This window comes from Agrobacterium leguminum (assembly GCF_015704895.1).
GTDB classification, from domain to species: Bacteria; Pseudomonadota; Alphaproteobacteria; order Rhizobiales; family Rhizobiaceae; genus Agrobacterium; species Agrobacterium leguminum.
Map to the genome: position 1 here is coordinate 57,306 of NZ_JADQWB010000016.1, position 17,977 is coordinate 75,282.

General features: G+C 58.4%; 15 protein-coding genes and 2 pseudogenes. 9 read left to right on the forward strand and 8 right to left on the reverse strand.

All coding sequences use genetic code 11. The features are described from left to right. Window positions 1–76 precede the first annotated feature (76 nt). The 3 genes from repA to repC all read left to right on the forward strand — a co-directional run bounded on the left by repA (window position 77) and on the right by repC (window position 3,741). The gene (gene repA / locus I3J13_RS19895) at window positions 77–1,300 is read left to right on the forward strand and encodes a plasmid partitioning protein RepA (protein WP_162729542.1); all 1,224 of its coding nucleotides are present in this window, start codon (window positions 77–79) and stop codon (window positions 1,298–1,300) included. Beyond that, complete coding sequence (gene repB / locus I3J13_RS19900) at window positions 1,297–2,337, forward strand: plasmid partitioning protein RepB (protein ID WP_196379935.1); 1,041 nt, start codon at window positions 1,297–1,299, stop codon at window positions 2,335–2,337. The genes repA and repB overlap by 4 nt, the downstream gene beginning before the upstream one ends. A gap of 189 nt (window positions 2,338–2,526) precedes the next feature. Continuing rightward, window positions 2,527–3,741 (forward strand): plasmid replication protein RepC, encoded by a 1,215-nt coding sequence (gene repC / locus I3J13_RS19905; RefSeq protein ID WP_174033821.1) that lies wholly within the window; start codon window positions 2,527–2,529, stop codon window positions 3,739–3,741. A 273-nt stretch (window positions 3,742–4,014) separates the two neighbouring features. Here the strand turns inward: repC and I3J13_RS19910 are convergent, their stop codons facing one another. The 4 genes from I3J13_RS19910 to I3J13_RS19925 are packed head-to-tail and all read right to left on the reverse strand — an operon-like array spanning window position 4,015 to window position 8,616. Further along, the gene (locus tag I3J13_RS19910) at window positions 4,015–5,142 is read right to left on the reverse strand and encodes an NAD(P)/FAD-dependent oxidoreductase (RefSeq protein ID WP_196379936.1); all 1,128 of its coding nucleotides are present in this window, start codon (window positions 5,140–5,142) and stop codon (window positions 4,015–4,017) included. Between the two features lie 44 nt (window positions 5,143–5,186). Beyond that, window positions 5,187–6,194 (reverse strand): Gfo/Idh/MocA family protein, encoded by a 1,008-nt coding sequence (locus I3J13_RS19915; protein ID WP_196379919.1) that lies wholly within the window; start codon window positions 6,192–6,194, stop codon window positions 5,187–5,189. 19 nt (window positions 6,195–6,213) lie between these two features. Beyond that, the gene (locus I3J13_RS25990) at window positions 6,214–7,722 is read right to left on the reverse strand and encodes an amino acid ABC transporter permease/ATP-binding protein (RefSeq protein WP_196379920.1); all 1,509 of its coding nucleotides are present in this window, start codon (window positions 7,720–7,722) and stop codon (window positions 6,214–6,216) included. A gap of 60 nt (window positions 7,723–7,782) precedes the next feature. Then, window positions 7,783–8,616, reverse strand: coding sequence for an ABC transporter substrate-binding protein (locus tag I3J13_RS19925; protein ID WP_196379921.1), 834 nt, complete (start codon window positions 8,614–8,616; stop codon window positions 7,783–7,785). Between the two features lie 227 nt (window positions 8,617–8,843). Between I3J13_RS19925 and I3J13_RS19930 the strand changes: the two genes are divergently transcribed. Together I3J13_RS19930 and I3J13_RS19935 are read left to right on the forward strand one after the other, a co-directional pair. Beyond that, window positions 8,844–9,908 carry a LacI family DNA-binding transcriptional regulator gene (locus tag I3J13_RS19930; RefSeq protein ID WP_196379937.1) on the forward strand — a complete coding sequence of 355 codons (1,065 nt, stop codon included), beginning with the start codon at window positions 8,844–8,846 and terminating at the stop codon, window positions 9,906–9,908. Between the two features lie 1,097 nt (window positions 9,909–11,005). After that, window positions 11,006–11,386: a TniQ family protein gene (locus I3J13_RS19935; protein ID WP_196379938.1), complete on the forward strand. Its 381-nt coding sequence runs from the start codon at window positions 11,006–11,008 to the stop codon at window positions 11,384–11,386. Window positions 11,387–12,126: 740 nt separating this feature from the next. Here the strand turns inward: I3J13_RS19935 and I3J13_RS19945 are convergent. Continuing rightward, a complete protein-coding gene (locus I3J13_RS19945) occupies window positions 12,127–12,777 on the reverse strand; it encodes a LysE family translocator (RefSeq protein ID WP_173993141.1) in 651 nt (216 codons plus the stop codon). Between the two features lie 116 nt (window positions 12,778–12,893). Here I3J13_RS19945 and I3J13_RS19950 point away from each other — a divergent pair, with 116 nt between their 5' ends. Continuing rightward, window positions 12,894–13,661, forward strand: coding sequence for an IS5 family transposase (locus I3J13_RS19950; RefSeq protein WP_196379939.1), 768 nt, complete (start codon window positions 12,894–12,896; stop codon window positions 13,659–13,661). A 162-nt stretch (window positions 13,662–13,823) separates the two neighbouring features. Here I3J13_RS19950 and I3J13_RS25800 read toward each other — a convergent pair. Beyond that, a pseudogene (locus tag I3J13_RS25800) lies at window positions 13,824–13,993 on the reverse strand (recombinase family protein); the annotation flags it as partial. Between the two features lie 345 nt (window positions 13,994–14,338). Here I3J13_RS25800 and I3J13_RS19955 point away from each other — a divergent pair. Next, window positions 14,339–14,587 carry a type II toxin-antitoxin system VapB family antitoxin gene (locus I3J13_RS19955; protein ID WP_174033835.1) on the forward strand — a complete coding sequence of 83 codons (249 nt, stop codon included), beginning with the start codon at window positions 14,339–14,341 and terminating at the stop codon, window positions 14,585–14,587. Further along, window positions 14,584–14,990 (forward strand): annotated as a pseudogene (locus tag I3J13_RS19960) (PIN domain-containing protein). The gene I3J13_RS19955 and the pseudogene I3J13_RS19960 overlap by 4 nt, the downstream one beginning before the upstream one ends. Window positions 14,991–15,005: 15 nt before the next feature. On the opposite strand, the gene I3J13_RS19965 reads toward I3J13_RS19960, so the two are convergent. Together I3J13_RS19965 and I3J13_RS19970 are read right to left on the reverse strand one after the other, a co-directional pair. Next, window positions 15,006–16,160 (reverse strand): site-specific integrase, encoded by a 1,155-nt coding sequence (locus I3J13_RS19965; protein WP_196379940.1) that lies wholly within the window; start codon window positions 16,158–16,160, stop codon window positions 15,006–15,008. After that, a complete protein-coding gene (locus tag I3J13_RS19970) occupies window positions 16,160–16,447 on the reverse strand; it encodes a DUF7673 family protein (protein WP_174033839.1) in 288 nt (95 codons plus the stop codon). The genes I3J13_RS19965 and I3J13_RS19970 overlap by 1 nt, the downstream gene beginning before the upstream one ends. A gap of 170 nt (window positions 16,448–16,617) precedes the next feature. Between I3J13_RS19970 and I3J13_RS19975 the strand changes: the two genes are divergently transcribed. Next, window positions 16,618–17,754: an RHE_PE00001 family protein gene (locus tag I3J13_RS19975; RefSeq protein ID WP_196379941.1), complete on the forward strand. Its 1,137-nt coding sequence runs from the start codon at window positions 16,618–16,620 to the stop codon at window positions 17,752–17,754. Window positions 17,755–17,977 lie beyond the last annotated feature (223 nt).

The window sequence follows — 17,977 nt, forward strand, 5'->3', positions numbered from 1 at the left end:
ACGTGCGGCAAGAATCGTGTTGTATCTTTGGCGGGCAACAGTCGGCAAACCGAAGGATGCCCGCCAAGGGGGCAATATGGCGATAGCGAAAAACGTAGAAGCAACGATCAGTCAGAAGGAAGACGCGGGTGGAAAGATCATGCGTCACGCAGGCCTTCTGTCACAGCAATTGCAGCAGCTTCGCACCCGCATGTATCCTCCGAAGTCGGAGAAGAGCTTGAGGCCCTTCCTTACGAACGAAGTCTCCAAGCTGACGTCCATACCCGATTCCACCCTGAAGCTCATGTCGAGCGAAGGACGCGGTCCGATTCCCGGTCGGCTGGAGAATAATCATCGCGTCTATACGCTTGCCCAGATAAACGAGTTGCGCGAATTCTTTGCCAGCCAGAAGCCTTCAGAGGCGCTGAGATTTTTGCCGCGTAGACGCGAGGGCGAACATCTTCAGGTCGTCGCGATCGCCAACTTCAAGGGCGGCAGCGCGAAGACCACGACCTGCGTTCATCTTGCACATTATCTCGCATTGCAGGGTTATCGCGTCCTTGCACTTGACCTTGATCCGCAGGCATCGCTTTCCGCTCTCTTCGGTGCGCAGCCCGAATTCGATGTCGGCGCCAACGAGACTATCTATGCGGCTCTTCGTTATGACGACGCCGAGCGTCGCCCGATCCGCGATATTATTCGCAAGACGTACTTCGATGGTATCGACCTGATTCCCGGTAATCTCGAAGTCATGGAGTACGAGCACGAGACACCGCGTGTGCTGGCCCAAAAATCAGGCTCCGGGGCAATCTTCTTTGAGCGCCTGAAGCTCGCACTTGCGGAGGTCGACCAAGATTACGATGTCGTTATCCTCGATACACCTCCGTCACTGGGGTTTCTGACGCTCAGTGCAATTTATGCTGCGACCAGCATGATTATCACGGTACATCCGGCGATGCTTGACGTGGCTTCCATGAGCCAGTTCCTGTTGATGATGGGCGATTTGATCAGCGTGCTGAACGAGAGTGGAGCACAGCTCGATCAGGATTTCATCCGGTATCTTGTCACCCGCCACGATCCGAACGATGCGCCGCAGTCGCAGGTCGTGGCTATGATGCGCCATCTGTTCGGAACTGATGTGCTTCTACCCACGCTGATTGAAAGCACGGCGGTTGAGGCAGCGGGACTTGCCAAGCGATCCATTTACGAACTGGAGATGGGCCAGATCGGCCGTGATACGCACAAACGCGCACGCGAGGCGGTGGACGCCGTCAACGAGGCGATATTGAAACTCATCAACATCAGTTGGGGACGCACATGACCAGCAAGTCGTCGCGTAAATCCATCGTTGCAAATTTCGGACTGCTGTCGGCGGAGCTCGAAAACCGGCTGTCGACGGACAGTTCTGCCTCCCCGCAACAATCGCCAGCACCCGCACGTGTGGGCGCTGGCGTCATCGGTGCGGCACATCGGGCAATCGACGACATCAAATCGGAACGCGACCGGCTGAAGGCGCTTGTTGAATCGGGCGGCGGTGCGATCCGGGAACTCGATCCGTTAATGGTCGATCCCTCCCCCTTTCCTGATCGTCTTCCGGACGACGATGCATCGGACTTCGAGACTTTCAGGAACTCTATTCGGTCCGAAGGTCAGAAAGTTCCCATTCAGGTCCGCAAGTCACCATCCTCACCGGATCGCTATCAGGTGATCTACGGCCATCGTCGACTGCAGGCAGCCAAAGATCTCGGAATTCCGGTCAGGGCGATCGAGGTCGAGATTTCCGATGTCGAGCTTGTCATCGCGCAGGGTATCGAAAATGCCGATCGTCAGGATCTGAGCTGGGTCGAGCGCGCCCTGTTCGCCCGTCGTATGGATGACGCCGACGTGAAGCCTCGCGATATCAAGGCGGCATTGTCGATCGATGATCCGGAGCTTGCGCGAATGCGGGCGGTTTATCGCTCAGTTCCCCTCGATATCATCGAGGCGATCGGTCGGGCTGCCAAGGTCGGCCGTCCGAGATGGGTAGAATTCGCGAAGGTGTTTTCTGAACGTGCTGATCTGCACGAAGAACTGCGTAGAGTGCTGTCAGCCGCCGCAGAGAAGCGGCTGGGGTCAGACCAGAAGTTTCTAGCCGCCTTCAATGCCCTGAAACCCGCAACAGAGCCCCGGAAGGACGGCAAGAAGATTGCCGGTGCCGCGGGCGAGCCGCTTGGCAGTTACTTGCGCACGCCCAAGGACATTCGCATTTCGGCGGAGACGCCGGCCGGAGCAAAATTCCTCGATTTTATCGAAGCCGAACTGCCTACGCTGGTGGAGCGGTTCGCACGTGAGGGGATCCAGGACTTAAATCGAAGCTGACTGGCAGGCTTCGAAATGATTTTACGGAAGGAAAGTGCGCAAAAGAAAAAGGCCCCCGAAACGTTGCCGTCATGGAAGCCCTTCTCGTTGTGTGAGAACTTGAGAATCGCATTTCCATGAATCCTAGTCAAGAGTCTTTGGCATCGTTTTGGTGAGCGTGGATCTTTTGCCTTTTTGAAAGGTGAGGACATGGAAGGTGGACAAGTGACGACGCCCTTTGGGCGGCGGCCGGTGACCCTTGCGCTTGTGAAGCGGCAGATTGCCACGACCAAGATCGAGGAAGGCAAGTCGGCAGACAAATGGAAAGTCTTTCGTGATGCATCGGAGGCAAGAGAAGTGCTCGGTCTGCAGGATCGTAGCCTTGCGGTGCTCGACGCTCTCCTCAGCTTTTATCCCGAGAATGAACTGCGCCAGGACGCGCAGCTCGTCGTCTTCCCGTCGAACATTCAGCTGTCAATTCGCGCGCATGGCATCGCAGGTGCCACTTTGCGTCGGCATCTTGCTCTTCTCGTTGAGGCCGGCTTAATCATCCGCAAGGATAGTGCGAACGGCAAGCGCTACGCTCGAAAGGATGACGAGGGATCAATCGAACACGCCTTCGGATTCGACATATCCCCGCTTCTTATGCGTGCTGAGGAACTCGCATGCCTGGCTCAGCAGGTTGCCGCTGATCGAATTGCCTTCAGAAGAGCGAAGGAAAGCCTGACGATCTGCCGGCGCGATATCCGAAAGCTGATCACCGCTGGCGTTGAAGAGGGAGCCTCAGGCGATTGGGGCGGGCTTGAAGAGCGATATCTTATGCTCGTCGGACGAATTCCGCGCAACCCGACACTGAATGAACTTGGCGATCTGGGTGCCGAGATGGGCAGTTTGCGAGCGGATATCCTCAAACTCCTGAATTCTGGCGATTTTTCTTCAAAAATGATCACCAATGATGCTCAAATTGAGCGTCATATACAGAATTCAAATACCAACCCTCCTAATGAACTTGAACCTAGCTCTAGAAACGAGCAGGGAGCGAAGCCGGGCGAGAACAAGCAGACGGGCCATGTGCCGATCAAGGCTTTTCCTATTGGCCTTGTATTGCGAGCCTGCCCGGAGATTTCGAACTATGGGCCTGGGGGCCAAATCGGGAGTTGGCGCGAACTCATGACCGCCGCCGTGGTTGTCAGGTCAATGCTTGGGGTTAGTCCCTCCGCATATCAGGAAGCCTGTGAGATAATGGGTCCAGAGAATGCCGCGGTAACTATCGCCTGCATTCTGGAACGTGGTGGCCACATCAATTCACCGGGCGGGTATCTCAGGAATTTGACGAACAAGGCAAAGCGTGGTGAATTTTCACTTGGTCCGGTACTTATGGCGCTGTTGCGAGCTGGCGGTCACCAGGTGAAAGCCACGGGATGATGGTTGGCGGAGAGGTGATATCTATGACGGCCGCAGCCTGGGACTTCGGAACCGTAGTCAAGGTGGTGAGGCGGTTAACTGCTCACGTCAGGAAGACGGCCATGCCAGTTATCACCACCCGCCCTGCCCTTCATCGACCCGTCCCGTTCACTTCACCGAACTGGTGAACGGAACAAGATCAATCCACGTCCGGTCGATAATTGGTGTATGCCGCAAAATAAGCCCGCCGTTAGTTCGGCAGGCTCGTCCTCCGGAAATCTTCCTAAAATGGTTCTAGCCCGCGAAACGCTCGGGACGGAAAGTCGCCAACATCGGATGTTCCACTCCCGTTGCAATCTCATAGGCCAGCAGCTCGCCGGTGATAAGACCAAGCGTTGCGCCACTGTGGCTGAAGGCGACGTAATAGCCGGGAATGGCCTTGATGGCTCCAATCACCGGCTCGCCGTCGCCCGGGATCGGTTTCCCACCAACACCGATCGAAGCGACTTCGAGTTGCGGATTGCCTTCCATCACCTTGGCAGCCTCCACCAGAAGCTCGGCAACAATGCTGTCATCGATCTCATAGGTGCCGTCCGCACGCACTGTCACACCCTCATCGGCCGCCCAGTCGGCATCCAGCGAGAAGGAGCCACCCGGCGCGGGGCGAACAGCGACGCGCGGTGTGTTGAGGACAGCGCGCAGGGGATGGGCGAGCGGTTTGGTCTGCACGAGAAGCGCGACCGGTGTCCCGTCGCCGATTGTCTGTCCGCTTTCCGCAGCCATTTTCGGCACGGCCGGGCCTGTCGCGAGCACAACAGCATCGGCCCGATGGAGATGACCTTCTGCGGTTTCCGCACCAACGGCACGACCACCCTCGAGCACGACCCGCGCGGCACCCTGGTCCATTACCAGAACGCCTCCGAGTGTGGAAAACTCTTCCAGAAGCACTCCGATCAACCTCGGCAGATCGACCCAGCCTACGCCAGGATTGAAGATGGCGCCCTGCGGAGTGATTGCACTTGCATCGAGCCCGGGCGCGACGCCGGCGACTTCTGCTGCGGAAAGCCGCTGCGCATCATAGGCAAGCGAAACCTCGTGGCGATAGGCCGCGTCGATCTCGTTGCGCTCATCATCCGCATCCCAGGTCAGCCCTCCATCGAAGCGAAGCCATTCCGCATCAGGGTTCTGCGCCGCGAGTGTGCGATACCGGTCGATGCCGGCCATACGCAACTGATGATAGGGTTCCGAGCGCATGCGCGCCGAGTTTAGCCAGGAAAGCGAACGGCCGGAGGCACCGTTGGCGGGCGGGCCGTCATTGAGGATAGTGACCTGGATGCCGCGCCGCGCAAGCTGCACGCCGGTAGAAACGCCGAAGATACCGGCACCGATGATGACGGCTGAAGAGATGGTGTTGTCGGTCATGGGGTTGGCTTTCAATCAATTATCATAGGGATGGTGTGAAGCAGTCAGGGCTCTTCCCAGCGGCCGCTGGCGGCGGAGCGGAAAAGGGCGTCGATCGCCTTCATGTTTGCGATCGCGTCGCCAAGCCCCGTCACGAGTGGCTTTCCGGAAAGAACCGCCTCAGCGAATGCATCGGCCTGTTCGCGATACTGATCGACCTGGCCGATCACGATCTCCTCGCGTCCGCCGCCGGCCAGATCACGGCCATCGTCGAAGATGAGGACAGTCGGCTCATCGGCGGGTGCATTGAAAGGAATGGGAATTTCCAGACGTCCGCGCGTTCCAAGCACCGTCACCTTCTGCGTGAGGGACAGTTGCGTGGAACAGGTGAAGGCAAGCTGCTTTCCCTCCGGAAACGCTAGCAGCCCGCTCGTCAGCCGGTCCGTGCCGAAGACGGGATCGCATTCTATGAGAGCGATTGCCCGCAGCGGTTCCGCGTCGAACAGGAAACGCGCCGTGTTGATGGCATAACACCCGACGTCGAACAGACCACCGCCGCCGATATCGGCCTGGTTACGCACATTTCCGGGATCATCGAGATAATAGGAAAAGATCGTCTGGATGGCCCTGACCTCACCAAGGCGCCCCTCCGCGATCAACGCACGTGCTTTCTTCCATTGCGGATGGTGGCGAACCATGAAGGCTTCGGCGACGGGCAGGTCCGCCGCCTTCTGTGCAGTCGCCAGTTCCACCGCCTGCGCGGCATCAAGCGCGATCGGCTTCTCGCAGAGAACGGGTTTGCCCTGCTCCAGCGCCTTGATCGTCATGGGCACATGCAGATGATTGGGCAAAGGGTTGTAGATTGCATCTATTTCCGGATCGGCAAGCAAATCCTCATAGTTGCCATAGGACCTGGCTATGCCGAAGCGGGCCGCCATCTCCTTCGCCTTGGCGGCATCACGCGAGGCAATTGCGACAACGCGCCCCAGACGGCTTGACTGGATGGCGGGAATGACCGCCTTTGCGGCAATTCCTGCGCAACCGAGTACGCCCCATCGTATCGTTCGTGTCATCTTTTTCTCCTCCCGACGCTCAGAGCACTTCCGCAAGGAAGCGCTGAAGGCGCGGGCTCTGCGGGGTATCGAATATCGCCTCCGGCGTGCCGGCTTCCACCACGCGCCCCTCGTCCATGAAGACGACCTGATCGGCGACCCGGCGGGCAAATCCCATTTCATGCGTGACGACGACCATGGTCATGCCACGCGTGCCGAGTTCGGCCATCAGGTTGAGCACGCCCTTGACCAATTCCGGATCGAGCGCACTCGTCACCTCATCGAAGAGGATAACTTCCGGCTCCATGGCAAGCGCACGGGCAATGGCGACGCGCTGCTGCTGCCCGCCGGAAAGACCGCCTGGACGATGATGCTGGCGGCTTGCAAGACCAACATCGGCAAGCCTTGCCTTGGCGATGCGCTCGGCCTCGGCTGCCGGTAGGCCCTTGATCTTCGTCAGCGACAGCATGACGTTTTCCAGTGCCGTGTGATCCGGAAAGAGGTTGAAATGCTGGAAGACCATGCCGACCCTGCGGCGCAGCGTTTCCGGCTTCATGGCGAGAATGCTTTCACCATCGATGAGAATATCGCCACTCTTCGGCTCGACCAGACGGTTGAGCCCACGCAACAGGGTGGATTTGCCGGAACCGGACGGGCCGATGATGCAGGTGACGCTGCCCGGCTTTACTGAAAGGTCGACACCCTTCAGCACATCGAGGTCGCCGTAGGCCATGCCGAGACGGCGCACATCAAGGCTGCCACCCTTGAAGGCGACACCGGAGGCGCGGGCCGCACTGTCGAGTTCACTGACCTCTTCCAGCCCACTGGTGATGACGGAGGGACGCTGCTTGCCCATCCGCAAGCGATTGTCGATCGCATTGACGACATGGGTGAGCGGTACGGTGACGATGAGATAAAACACGCCCGCCAGCAACAATGGTGAAAGATTGCCCGTCACCACCGCCTGGTCCTGTCCTACGCGGAAGATCTCGCGTTCGGAGGCCAGAAGCCCGAGGAAATAGACAAGGCTCGAATCCTTGACGTTGCCGATGAACTGGTTGACGAGGGCCGGCAGCACACGGCGCACGCCCTGCGGCACGACAATGAGGCGCATGCCCTGACCGTAGCTCATGGACAGTGCACGACACGCCTCCATCTGGCCGCGATCGACACTCTGGATGCCGGACCGGAAAATTTCGCCAATATAGGCGCCGGCAATCAGGCTGAGCGCCAGAATGCCGAGTGGATAAGGCGACGGGCCGAAGAGTTCGCGGCCGATGCGGGCAAAGCCCTGACCGATGAGGAGGATTGTGACGATGGCCGGCAGGCCGCGGAAAATATCGGTATAGAAACGTGCGGGAATGCGCAGCCATGGCGAGCGGGAAATGCCCATGATGGCGAGCATCATGCCGATGGCGACGCCAAGCACCGTCGAGGTCGCAGCCAGGATCAGCGTATTCTTCAGGCCGACCGTGATCATGGTCGGCAGCACTTCGGCCATGGCATTCCAGTCGAGGAAGCTGCGGCGCAGGTTTTCAAGCCAGTTCATCAGGATATCCCTTGAAAGAAAGGCCGGCCCGACCGGTGAAGGCCGGACCGGAAGGCGGCATCACTGCTTGGGAAGATATGCCGCCGGCATCGGTGTGCCGGGGAACCATTTTTCATGAAGCTTCTTCCAGGTGCCGTCCTGCATGGCCTCTTTCAGGCCCTTGTCGAGCGCCTCGCGCAATGCATCGTTCCCCTTGCGGATGACGAAGCCGGCAGGCGCATCGAAGCTCGGAATATTGACCGCGACCTTCAGCGCCGGGTAACGGGCGGAATAGTCCTTTGCCGCCTCGAAATCGAGGAAATGGGCGTCGACCGTGCCGTTGTTGAGCGCAGAAACGGCTGAGTTGTTGTCCGGGAACTTGACGAGATCGGTGCCGGCAAAGTTCTTCTCTGCATAGATTTCCTGCAGCGTGCCCTGCACGACGCCGAGACGCTTGCCCTTGAGGCCTGCTGCATCGGTGATGCCAGGCTCCGAAGTCAGCACGCTGAGGAAACCTGCAAGATAACCATCGGAGAAATCAACGGTTTCCTTGCGCTTGGCCGTCGTGCCAATTGCGGCGGCCGCAACATCGAAGCGGCCGTTGGCGACCGACGGCATCAGCGCCGAGAATTCCTGACCGGTGAAGACAACCTGCTCCTTCCTGAAGCCGAGGCGTCCGGCAACGTTGAGGAAAAGCTCGATGTCGAAACCGGTAAAGTTACCGTCGGCAGTGGTAAAGGCATAGGGCTTGGCGTCACCCATCGTTCCGACACTGATGGTGGTGGGATCAATGAGGCCAAGTGGATTGTCGGCAAGCGCCGGGGTCGTTGCGCCTGCGAGGACACCAAGCGTGACCGCGATGGCGGTGGCGCGGATTCTGGCAAAGGGGGAAGTGAAGGCTTCGGTAAATCGCATTGGTTTCGTCTCCTCTGGTGTCGTTGTCTGCGATGTATTCAAGGCGCACAGGTCCCATCCGGAAAGCGACACGACGTCGCCTGCCCGGCCCATGCAGTTCGCATGTCGGAAGTCTTTTTCTGTTATTGAGACCGGTCTCAATAATAAAGAGACCGGTCTCTTTGATTATTGGCAATTGTTATCTTCGCATTTGCCACTCGTCAAGTTCTCTTGTAAGGCTACCGTTTATGGATAAAAGCCTCTCTAAAACCCCTTCCGTCACCGTGGCTGACGTCGCACGCAGGGCCGGCGTCTCGAAGGCAACGGCTGCACGCGTGCTGGGCGGCTACGGAACTGTCAGCGACAGGGTGCGCGAGGCTGTCACAGCTGCCGCAAGTTCCCTTGATTATCGCCCCAATGAGCTTGCCCGCAGCATGACGACGGGCCGCTCCGGCACAATCGGCGTCGTAGTGGGGGATATCGAGAACCCCTTCTTCAGCCTCGCGGTACGCGGCATCACGGATATCGCCCGGCAGGCGGGCTTTACCGTCATTCTCATCAATTCGGGCGAGGACGCGACGGCGGAGAAGGCCGCGATTCGTACATTGCTTGCCAAACGCGTCGATGGCTTGATTGTCTCCCCTGCCAAGGAGAACGATGTCGATCACCTCAGGGAAGCCATCCGGTCCGGCTTGCCACTCGCGTTACTCGACCGGTGCGGCGAGGCGCTGGACGTAGACACTGTCATCGCCGACGACCAGAATGCGGCGGAGAGTATTACCCGCCAGTTGATCACACTTGGCCACCGCCGCATCGCCTATCTTACAGCCTGTGACACACCGGATCATCGCTTCCATACGCCGCGGGACATCAGCACCGGTTCGGTGCGGCGCCGCATCGAAGGGTATCTTGGTGTCTGCCGTGAGGCTGGCCTTATCGGTATGGAGGACTGGGTGAAGGTTGGGGCCGTTACACCGGAACGCACGCACCGGATCATTATCGAAATGTTCCAGTCGGGACACCGTCCGACGGCGATCATTGCATCGGACAGTATAATCGGTCTTGAAGTGTTCAAGGCACATCGTGAATTGAGATTAAATATTCCGGGGGATCTATCTCTGGTGTCGTTCCATGACGCGGACTGGACATCTGTAACCACCCCCCCGGTTACTGTCGTGCGGCAACCCGTCTACGAACTGGGAGCGACAGCGGCCAAGCTCTTAGTTGAGCGATTAAATGGCGAAGATCGGGCCGCCCGCAAGGTGGTTCTAAAAACCGAGATCGTTGAACGCGCTTCCACGCAGGCCATTTGACATTAACCGTCGCCCCTGGCCCTTGGATTTCCACGTGGCTTCCGTTTGTGGCATGGCCGCGACGTCCTCAATCATCGCAGGACCAACGTGCGGCCCTTGGGTCGATACTGTCGAAGACGCACCAGCCATCAGGGGCAACCGGTTTGGAAAGGGATTCGATCTCCTCGTCACCGCAGACGGAATAGTAATCTTTTGGTGCGCCGTGCAGACAAGTGTATTCTGGCGGCGTGTTGAAAGCTTCTGTAGGCCTCACGAGAGAGGCATACCGTTGCAGGCCCCTCCCCTTCTCCGGTATTGACCACGCGGTGGTATCACTGACGGGTAAGTCACTTCCGGCTATCTTGCAGTTGCGCGTTGTTAAAGAACTGGCGCTTCGGACGTTCCCGGCGCATTTCCCGTTTACGGCGAAATAAAATGACACCGGGCGAGTTTGAAGAGTTCCACGGTCGCGGCGAACCTCGTCATCCCGCAACGGCTTTTCTGGCGTTGCCGGGGGCTCGCGGTTATGCCGCCTTGGTTTGCGGCGGCTGATACCGCCGTTCTGGTTCGCGCTCGACCGGAGAGATTCACCTTGGTGGAGTGCCAAAATTGAGCCCGTTGTTCGTCCACATCGTAGACATGCCGGCACTTGGGAAGTGGCTCTTTTGGCAGCGTACTATCATGCCGGTCAGTGGCCCCTCCCCCGTCCCTGCGAAAGTATGTCGGCTCTCTTTTGTGGCCGAGCTATGCCAAGCGGTGTTTTTCGCAAGGCAATATTGAGCTCTTCGGCATTCCTGCTCCACCTGAGCTGCGTTCCAAGCGAATGTTTCACTTTTGCAAACCTTGTCAGCTGACAAGGTTTTTGGTGCGGCGTGCCAATTGATTCCTAATTCGCCCGGGTTCTCTCGGTGCAACTCCGTTGGCTTTGGAGGCTAACAAGGGCGACTCAGCGCTTTGAAAACCTTGTCAGCTGACAAGGTTTTCCAGAGGTGCCTTCCAAGCCAAGCAGTGAAGACCGCACCCACTGGTATCAAGAAATGAACATGCCGTCGACTGAAGGGACTTATTCAAGGTCACGATGAAATACATGTAGCCGCGCTTGTAGAATCCGACCTGCCGTGGTCGAGGCGCTTGCACTTTCCAGGCACGCCGCCCCACTTGGCAATGTCGGACAGTTCAGATCGCGCGGCATTTGTCCCGCCTGCCTGGAGGGCGATCGGCAAGGCGGCCGCGATCAATACGTTCGCAGACGCTGGCCGCGCTCCGAGACCGTGGCTTGCCCCATCCACCGAGTTTGCCTGCGCTTCTCCTGCATGAAGTGTTTCACGCGATACGACTTCCGGTTCGAATATCGGGATGGATTGGCCGAGCTGATTTGCTCCGGCGGCCTGGCACCTGTCGCGTGCGCCGCCGACACACTTTTTAAGGTCCGTCACGCCGACCTGCTCATCGCGACGATGGAGGCGACCGATGATGCCGAGAAGGGAAGGGCGGGCTAACGCCTTGGAGCGACTCTGCGAACAGCGGAAAACCCGAGATTACCTTCTTCCGCGTATCCCGGTATCGAGCTGGAGCTGGTGTTTGAAGACCGCTTTGTCGATATCGTCGCTGAGGGATACGACGCTGGCATCCGCATCGGCGAAGTGATCGCGCAAGACATGGTGGCTGTAAGGCTCACTGAACCTTCGCCGCTGACTGTCCTAGGATCTCCGGCGTATTTCCGCCCACAGAGGTAAACCGCTACGTCCGGAACAGCTCAGTGAGCACGCCTGCGTCAACGTCCGGCTGTTCGGGGGGCGGTCTACCGCTGGATGTTCAAGGAGCGATCCGGACAAGGGGATCCGCTAAGTTTTTCCATGGATGGCAAAGGCCCGCTGACAGTCAACCGGCTGGCGACATGCATATCGGCGTCGGTCTCACTTACAACATTGCGTCGGTCGTCGAGCCCCCCCCTCGTCCGGCAGGGGTTGCTGGAGCCATGCGTGGAAGGCTTGATGCCTGAAAGCCCCGGCTTGTTTATCTACTTTCCGAGCAGGAAACAGATCCTGCCCAAGCTCCGGGCATTCGTAGAGTTTTGGAAAGAATTCGGAGGCCGACAGATCGATCGCCTGTGACCTTATCTAGGTCGTGAACCCATAAACGCGAACGGCTATCTGATTTTTGCGACGACGTGCCGTCGTTCCAGATCGTCACCGACGTGCTAGCCGTTTAGGGCAACTTCCAGAGGAGGACGAACGGTCTATTTCTTTTGATTGCCAGCGAAAGCGGCCGTCAAGCCAAGACCGATATACACGAAACCACTGACCCAGCGTTCAGCCTTTAGGTACACGGGACTGCGCTTCAGCCACTTGCCGGCCGTGCCGGCGGCAAGTGCGTAGGAGCTGTCCGTCAGAACGCCAATCGCTGTGTAAACAAGCCCGAGAAAAGCGATCTGCATAGCCACATGGCCACGGTTGACCTCAACAAACTGCGGCAAGAAAGCCAGAAAGAACAGTGCTGTCTTCGGATTGAGGAGATTAACGATAAAGCCCTCACGAAAGAGGCGCATGCGGCTCCGTGTCGGTAAACCGCCCTCAACGTTAGGAATGTCCGAGGGGCCAAAAAGCTTTTTGAGGCCAAGCCAGATCAGATAGGCCGCGCCGGCATACTTCACGACGCTGAAGGCGAGCGCGGATGACGCCAGGAGCGCCGACAACCCCACGGCGGCGGCGACAACATGAACAAGCGTGGCCGTATGGATGCCAAGGATCGAAACGAGGCCGGCAGAGCGACCCTGCTCGACCGAGCGCGCGAAGATGTAAAGAACTGCCGGTCCCGGCACGATAAGTAACACCAGTGTGGCGCTGACGAACAGGCTGAGATTCGCTGCGCTGGGAATTGCCAAATCCATGATTGTCTTGCCCCATTTTATATTGCACGAACGATAGCATTGAGCTGCCTCCAATGCGAGGTCATCTTCTGCTTTTACGCTTTCACATCGCGACGATTTCTGGTTCAGGGCTCACCATGAGCCGATATGACCTGACAGATTTTGAATGGCGCATGATTAAGCCGCTATTACCTAACAAGCCACGAGGCGTGCCTCGCGTCGATGACCGGCGCGTGTTGAGCGGTATCTTCTGGGTCCTGCGATCTGGCGCGCCGTGGCGTGATCTGCCTGATCGCTATGGTCCACGCACCACCTGCTACAATCGCTTTGCGCGATGGCGGAAGGCAGGCGTATGGGAGCGGATGATGAATGCTATTGCCGCCGCCCATAATGGCGACATCCAGATGATCGACAGCACCTCCGTTCGCGCGCACCAACAGGCTGCGACGGCAAAAAAGGGGGATCGAGATAATTGTCTCGGCCGCTCCCGAGGCGGGCTCACGACCAAAATTCATGCGGTCGTGGACGGACAAGGCCTTCCGATCCGGCTGGGCCTGACCGCTGGGCAAAGCCATGACGGACAAGCTGCCGACGATCTGCTCGACCATGTTGTAGCTGGAACAATCGTGCTGGCGGACAAGGCCTACGATGCTGATCGCATCCGAGCATCGCTCCGCGAGAAGGGCGCGTTCGCCAATATCCCGCCCAAAGCCAACCGACGGTCGAAACCATATTTCAGCACATGGCTCTACCGTGAGCGAAACCTCATCGAACGTTTCTTCTCTAAGCTGAAGCACTTCCGCAGGGTTGCCACCCGATACGACAAGATAGCCGAGAGCTTTCTCGCGATGGTTCAACTTGCCTCGATCCGCCTGTGGCTCCGAGTTTATGAGTCTACGGCCTAGCAACGCTGGGAGCCGCTCCCACCGAACAGGTCGCGTAAAACGACGACCTCTGCATTTCGTGCTCAGTGGCGGATAAGGCCGATCCGTTGCGCCTCATCCAGCAGGTGGCGGACTGACGACGGTTGCCATTTGCGTCCACCGCGCGCGGGCCGCTCCCCCATCTGGCCGGGCACGTGACGCGCCGGATCCGTGCTCCTGAAAAATCCACTCGCAGCCGGCGGCGCGCAACTCGTCCATCTGAGCGTCATGGACCTGATCGTCGGTCGAGACGCGTCATAGCCGATAAGCCGTCTGGGTGCTGACGATGGATTTTCGCCTGGCCGTTTTACCATGGTTTTCTCACGCGTTTTCAGGTGCTTTGTACAGATAAGGAATGCGCGAGAAAATGAACAGTTGCAAGCGGGGCCCATGATCGGAATACAACGTCGTCAGGCTCGAAATGCGACGGTCGATGGATGCCATCAGATAGCCAGCATGAAATGCGTTCTGGTGGCCGTCTTTGGCAGAAATTGCTTAAAGTGTGGCGTTTGTGTTGGTCTTCAGGCGCAACGAACATGCATGATGGCAAAAACGCAGGGCTAAATATCAGAAACGCCTGAAAGCCATCAAGATGGCATATGCCATCTTGATGGCTGTCTCAATTTAAGTTCGATTGGATTCAGACGAAGGAGTATTCAATGGTAACACCGCAACTATCTGTCCGCAGTTCCAAAGCGCGCGACCTTGCCCACAAGCTTGCCCGCCGAGAAAATCGCACGATTGCCGATATTGTCGAGCGCGCGCTCGAAACCTACGAGGCTCGTGAGGCGGGACGTGAACCCGCTGCGAAATTCTATAGCCGTCTTTCATCGCAGTCGGGTACGGATATCGATTTCGACAGTATCATCGATGAAAGCAGACGCGCTCACAAAGGCGTCGAGCTTTGATTTTTCTCGACACGAATGTGATGTCGGAGACTTTGAAGAAAGCTCTCGATTCTGCGGTTATAGCATGGCTGGTTCGTCACGACGCCGAATTGGCATTGCCGACGGTTGCAGTTGCTGAGATCATTTTTGGTATTCAAAAGATCAGGCCGGATCAGCGCGCAGATCGCCTGGAAGAGGGACTTGTGAGCTGGCGTCGCCGGTTCTCCGACAAGATGTTTGCCTTCACGGAAGAAGCAGCATTGGCCTATGGCGATATCATGGGAGACGCTGCGCGGCAGGGGTGTCGGCTCCGGACGGCATGATCGCGGCGATAGCGCGGATCAATGTTGGCCGGTTGGCGACCCGAAACCTCAAAGGTTTCGAGACAACAGGGCTCGAATTGATCTCGCCCTGGCAATTCTGACAGTGAGACCCGATCCTACAACAATCGGGCCGCTCGCCCGCTTCTGCGTGTAGCACTGTTATAATAGCTGGATGCTTGCTGAACGGATCGGTGGCGTGATTGCTCCATCGCCTCGGGGAGGGGAATGCCCCGGTTGGCAGCCTCGGTCAAATACCCTGAGCGCAACCCATGCGCCGAAAACTCCCCACTGTCCAACCCAGCCGTCTCTGCCCGTTGCTTGAGAATGGCATTGACCGATTGCGGATCAAGCGCTCGTTTAGACACCGTGCCCCAGCGCCCAATCCCCCGAAACACGCTGCCCTTGTCGATTTTTGCCGCCGCCATCCAGGCATTCAGCGCCTCAACCGGCCGGCCGGTGAGATAAACGACATCGTCCTCTTCACCGGACGTGGTTTTGGTCCGACCGAGATGAATGGCGAGAGAGGGGAGGGGAGGGCCGTCGGCGACTTCAACCGGAGCCTCGACAACCAGCTGTTCGACCCGCAGCCCGGACATCTCGCTGCGCCGGCGACCGCCGGACGCAAAGGCGACCATCAGGATCGCCCGGTCGCGCAGATCCCGCAGGTTTTCTGAGGCACAGGTCGCCAGCAGCTTTGCCAAAACATCTGATGTCACCGCCTTGGCGCTTTTTCGTTTTCGTGGCCGTGGCGTGGCCCGAAGGGCGAGCCGGATCGCCTGTTTAAGGGCAGGGGAGGAGAAAGAACCGGAAAGCCCGCGCCATTTCGTCAGAGTTGACCAGCTGGCCAGCCGCCGGCGCACCGTATCCGGGGCGTGCGGGCCGACGGCTTTCAGAAACCCCTGGCTGCGCAGGTTGTCATCGACATCGGTCGGCATACCATGATCGGGATCGTCGACCCGCTTCTGCGGATCCCACAAATGCTGCGCGACAAACTTTAAAAGCAGCGCCTCGGGGGCGGGCCAGGGCAGTGATCTTTTCGTCGCGGCCAAAGCCCAGGCTTCGAGATAGGTGAGATCGGAAGTCAGGGCCCGAAGTGTGTTCGCGCCCATGCCTTCGTTGACCAGGTGCCGCAGCGTCTCGACATCCTGGTCGGTCAACAATTCCGCGAGTTCGTCACGACGCTCGATCGGTAGCACCGAGGCGATGGTATCGAGTTCGACGCCACGGCGTTCGACCGGCGACAGCGACGCTGGTTTTTTTGGGGTCGCCATCAGTCGATCTCGACATGTGGCCGCCAGCGGCGAATGATCTGAATGATCTCTGGCCTGTAGGCGTCAGGGTAAATGAGCCCGTCTTCACGGGCGAGGAAGGTGAAAACCGTCACCATGTCGTCGGCAACCTCGCGATCGACATTGGCGAGATCGGTCAGGTCGAAGCCGCCATGTACTTCTGCATTCCACCAGGCGAGAATGAAGTTGGCGACGCGACGGCCTTGGCCGGTATCCTGATGGGCGACATTGAGCAGCTTTTCGAGGGCGAAATGGACGCGATCTTCCATGTTTGGGAGCCTTTAGGGAGCGTTATTTGGCCCAGATTAGCTGGATTCGCTGGCTTTGTCGATTAACCATCGATAATGAAAACTTATCGATGGTTATAGCGTCATCTCGCAATCATACCATGTGAGGAACTGCAATATTTAGATAGAGTTCCTTTGGCAAATCATTTACCATGATTTCAATGACTTACGATCTCGCGAAAATCAGCATGACAGCCCTGATGCGGCCGGTCTTCGACGCCGGTGTCGCGCTCACCCGTCTCGATGAGCGCATCGCCCGCTCGCCGGTGGGAAGCGGGTGGATCGAGCGCCAAAATTTCGCCGACGCCTGCGCCTCGCTGTGGATCGACGGCGAACTCGTGCACCTCGAAGATCTCGTCCTTCACGACGCCACCCGCGACATCCGCACCCCCACCCATGAGCTGACAATCGCCCGCGACGTTCTTCGGACTCGCCGGCGCATCGCTGCGCAGTTGCCGGATTGGGCGTTGTCTGCAGAGGGTATCCGAACCCTGCGACAGACCCAGGCGTGGCCTGGACCATCGGACGGATCTGATAGCATCGCGGACGACAGTCGTGTCGAGCCTAAAGAAATGATCGAGCGGGAAGGGGAGGGGGATGATGGTGATGACGCCAAAGATCTGCCCGGTGTCGACTACGCCGCCATTGATGCGGTGCTCGCCCGATCGGAGGCGGCCATTGAACAAGCCAGGAAGCCCGACCGGGCTCCGGCCGATCCGCTGGTCTACGATCTCGACTGGGACGAGGACGCGCGCCTGGAAGAGTGGCGCGGCGTGTTGCGGCAGGTCGAAGATCTGCCGCCGGTTCTGCAGGCGATCGTTGCCCTTGATGCCTGGAACGAATTGTCGGTGCTGCAGCATGCGCCTTGGCTTGGCCGGCTGCTGACCGCTTCGATCCTGCGCCAGGCCGGCATTACCAGCGGCGCGCATCTCGCCGCCATCAATCTTGGCCTGAAAACCATTCCCGTCGATCGGCGCCGGCATCGCGATCGGGAAACCCGGCTGCTGGCCATCGCGCACGGGTTTTTGGCGGCCGCCGAGATCGGCATCAAAGAGCATGACCGGCTGATGCTGGCGCGAACAATGTTCGAGCGGAAGCTGGAGGGGCGCCGGACGTCGTCAAAACTGCCGGAACTGGTTGAGCTGGTCATGGCAAAACCGCTGGTGTCGGCCGGGATGGTGGCGAAGACACTCGAGGTCACGCCGCAGGCGGCGCGGCGGATTGTTTTGGAGCTCGGCTTGAGGGAGATGACCGGGAGGGGGAGGTTTCGGGCATGGGGAGTGATTTGAGAGCCGTCTCAGCTAGCTCGTTAAGCTCGGCGGCCGCTCTAGATTCGGTGGCGAGTACCTCAATCTAATCATTGAGCAGACAATGGTGAACCCGCCAGTTTATATTAATGGGGTGTTCGTTCTATTGGCGATTCTCGCTCACATTCTACAAATATACGTTCAGCGTTAACCAACGCACCGCAGAATTTCAAGCGATTGAAATCCGATTGAAATCACTCTTGGC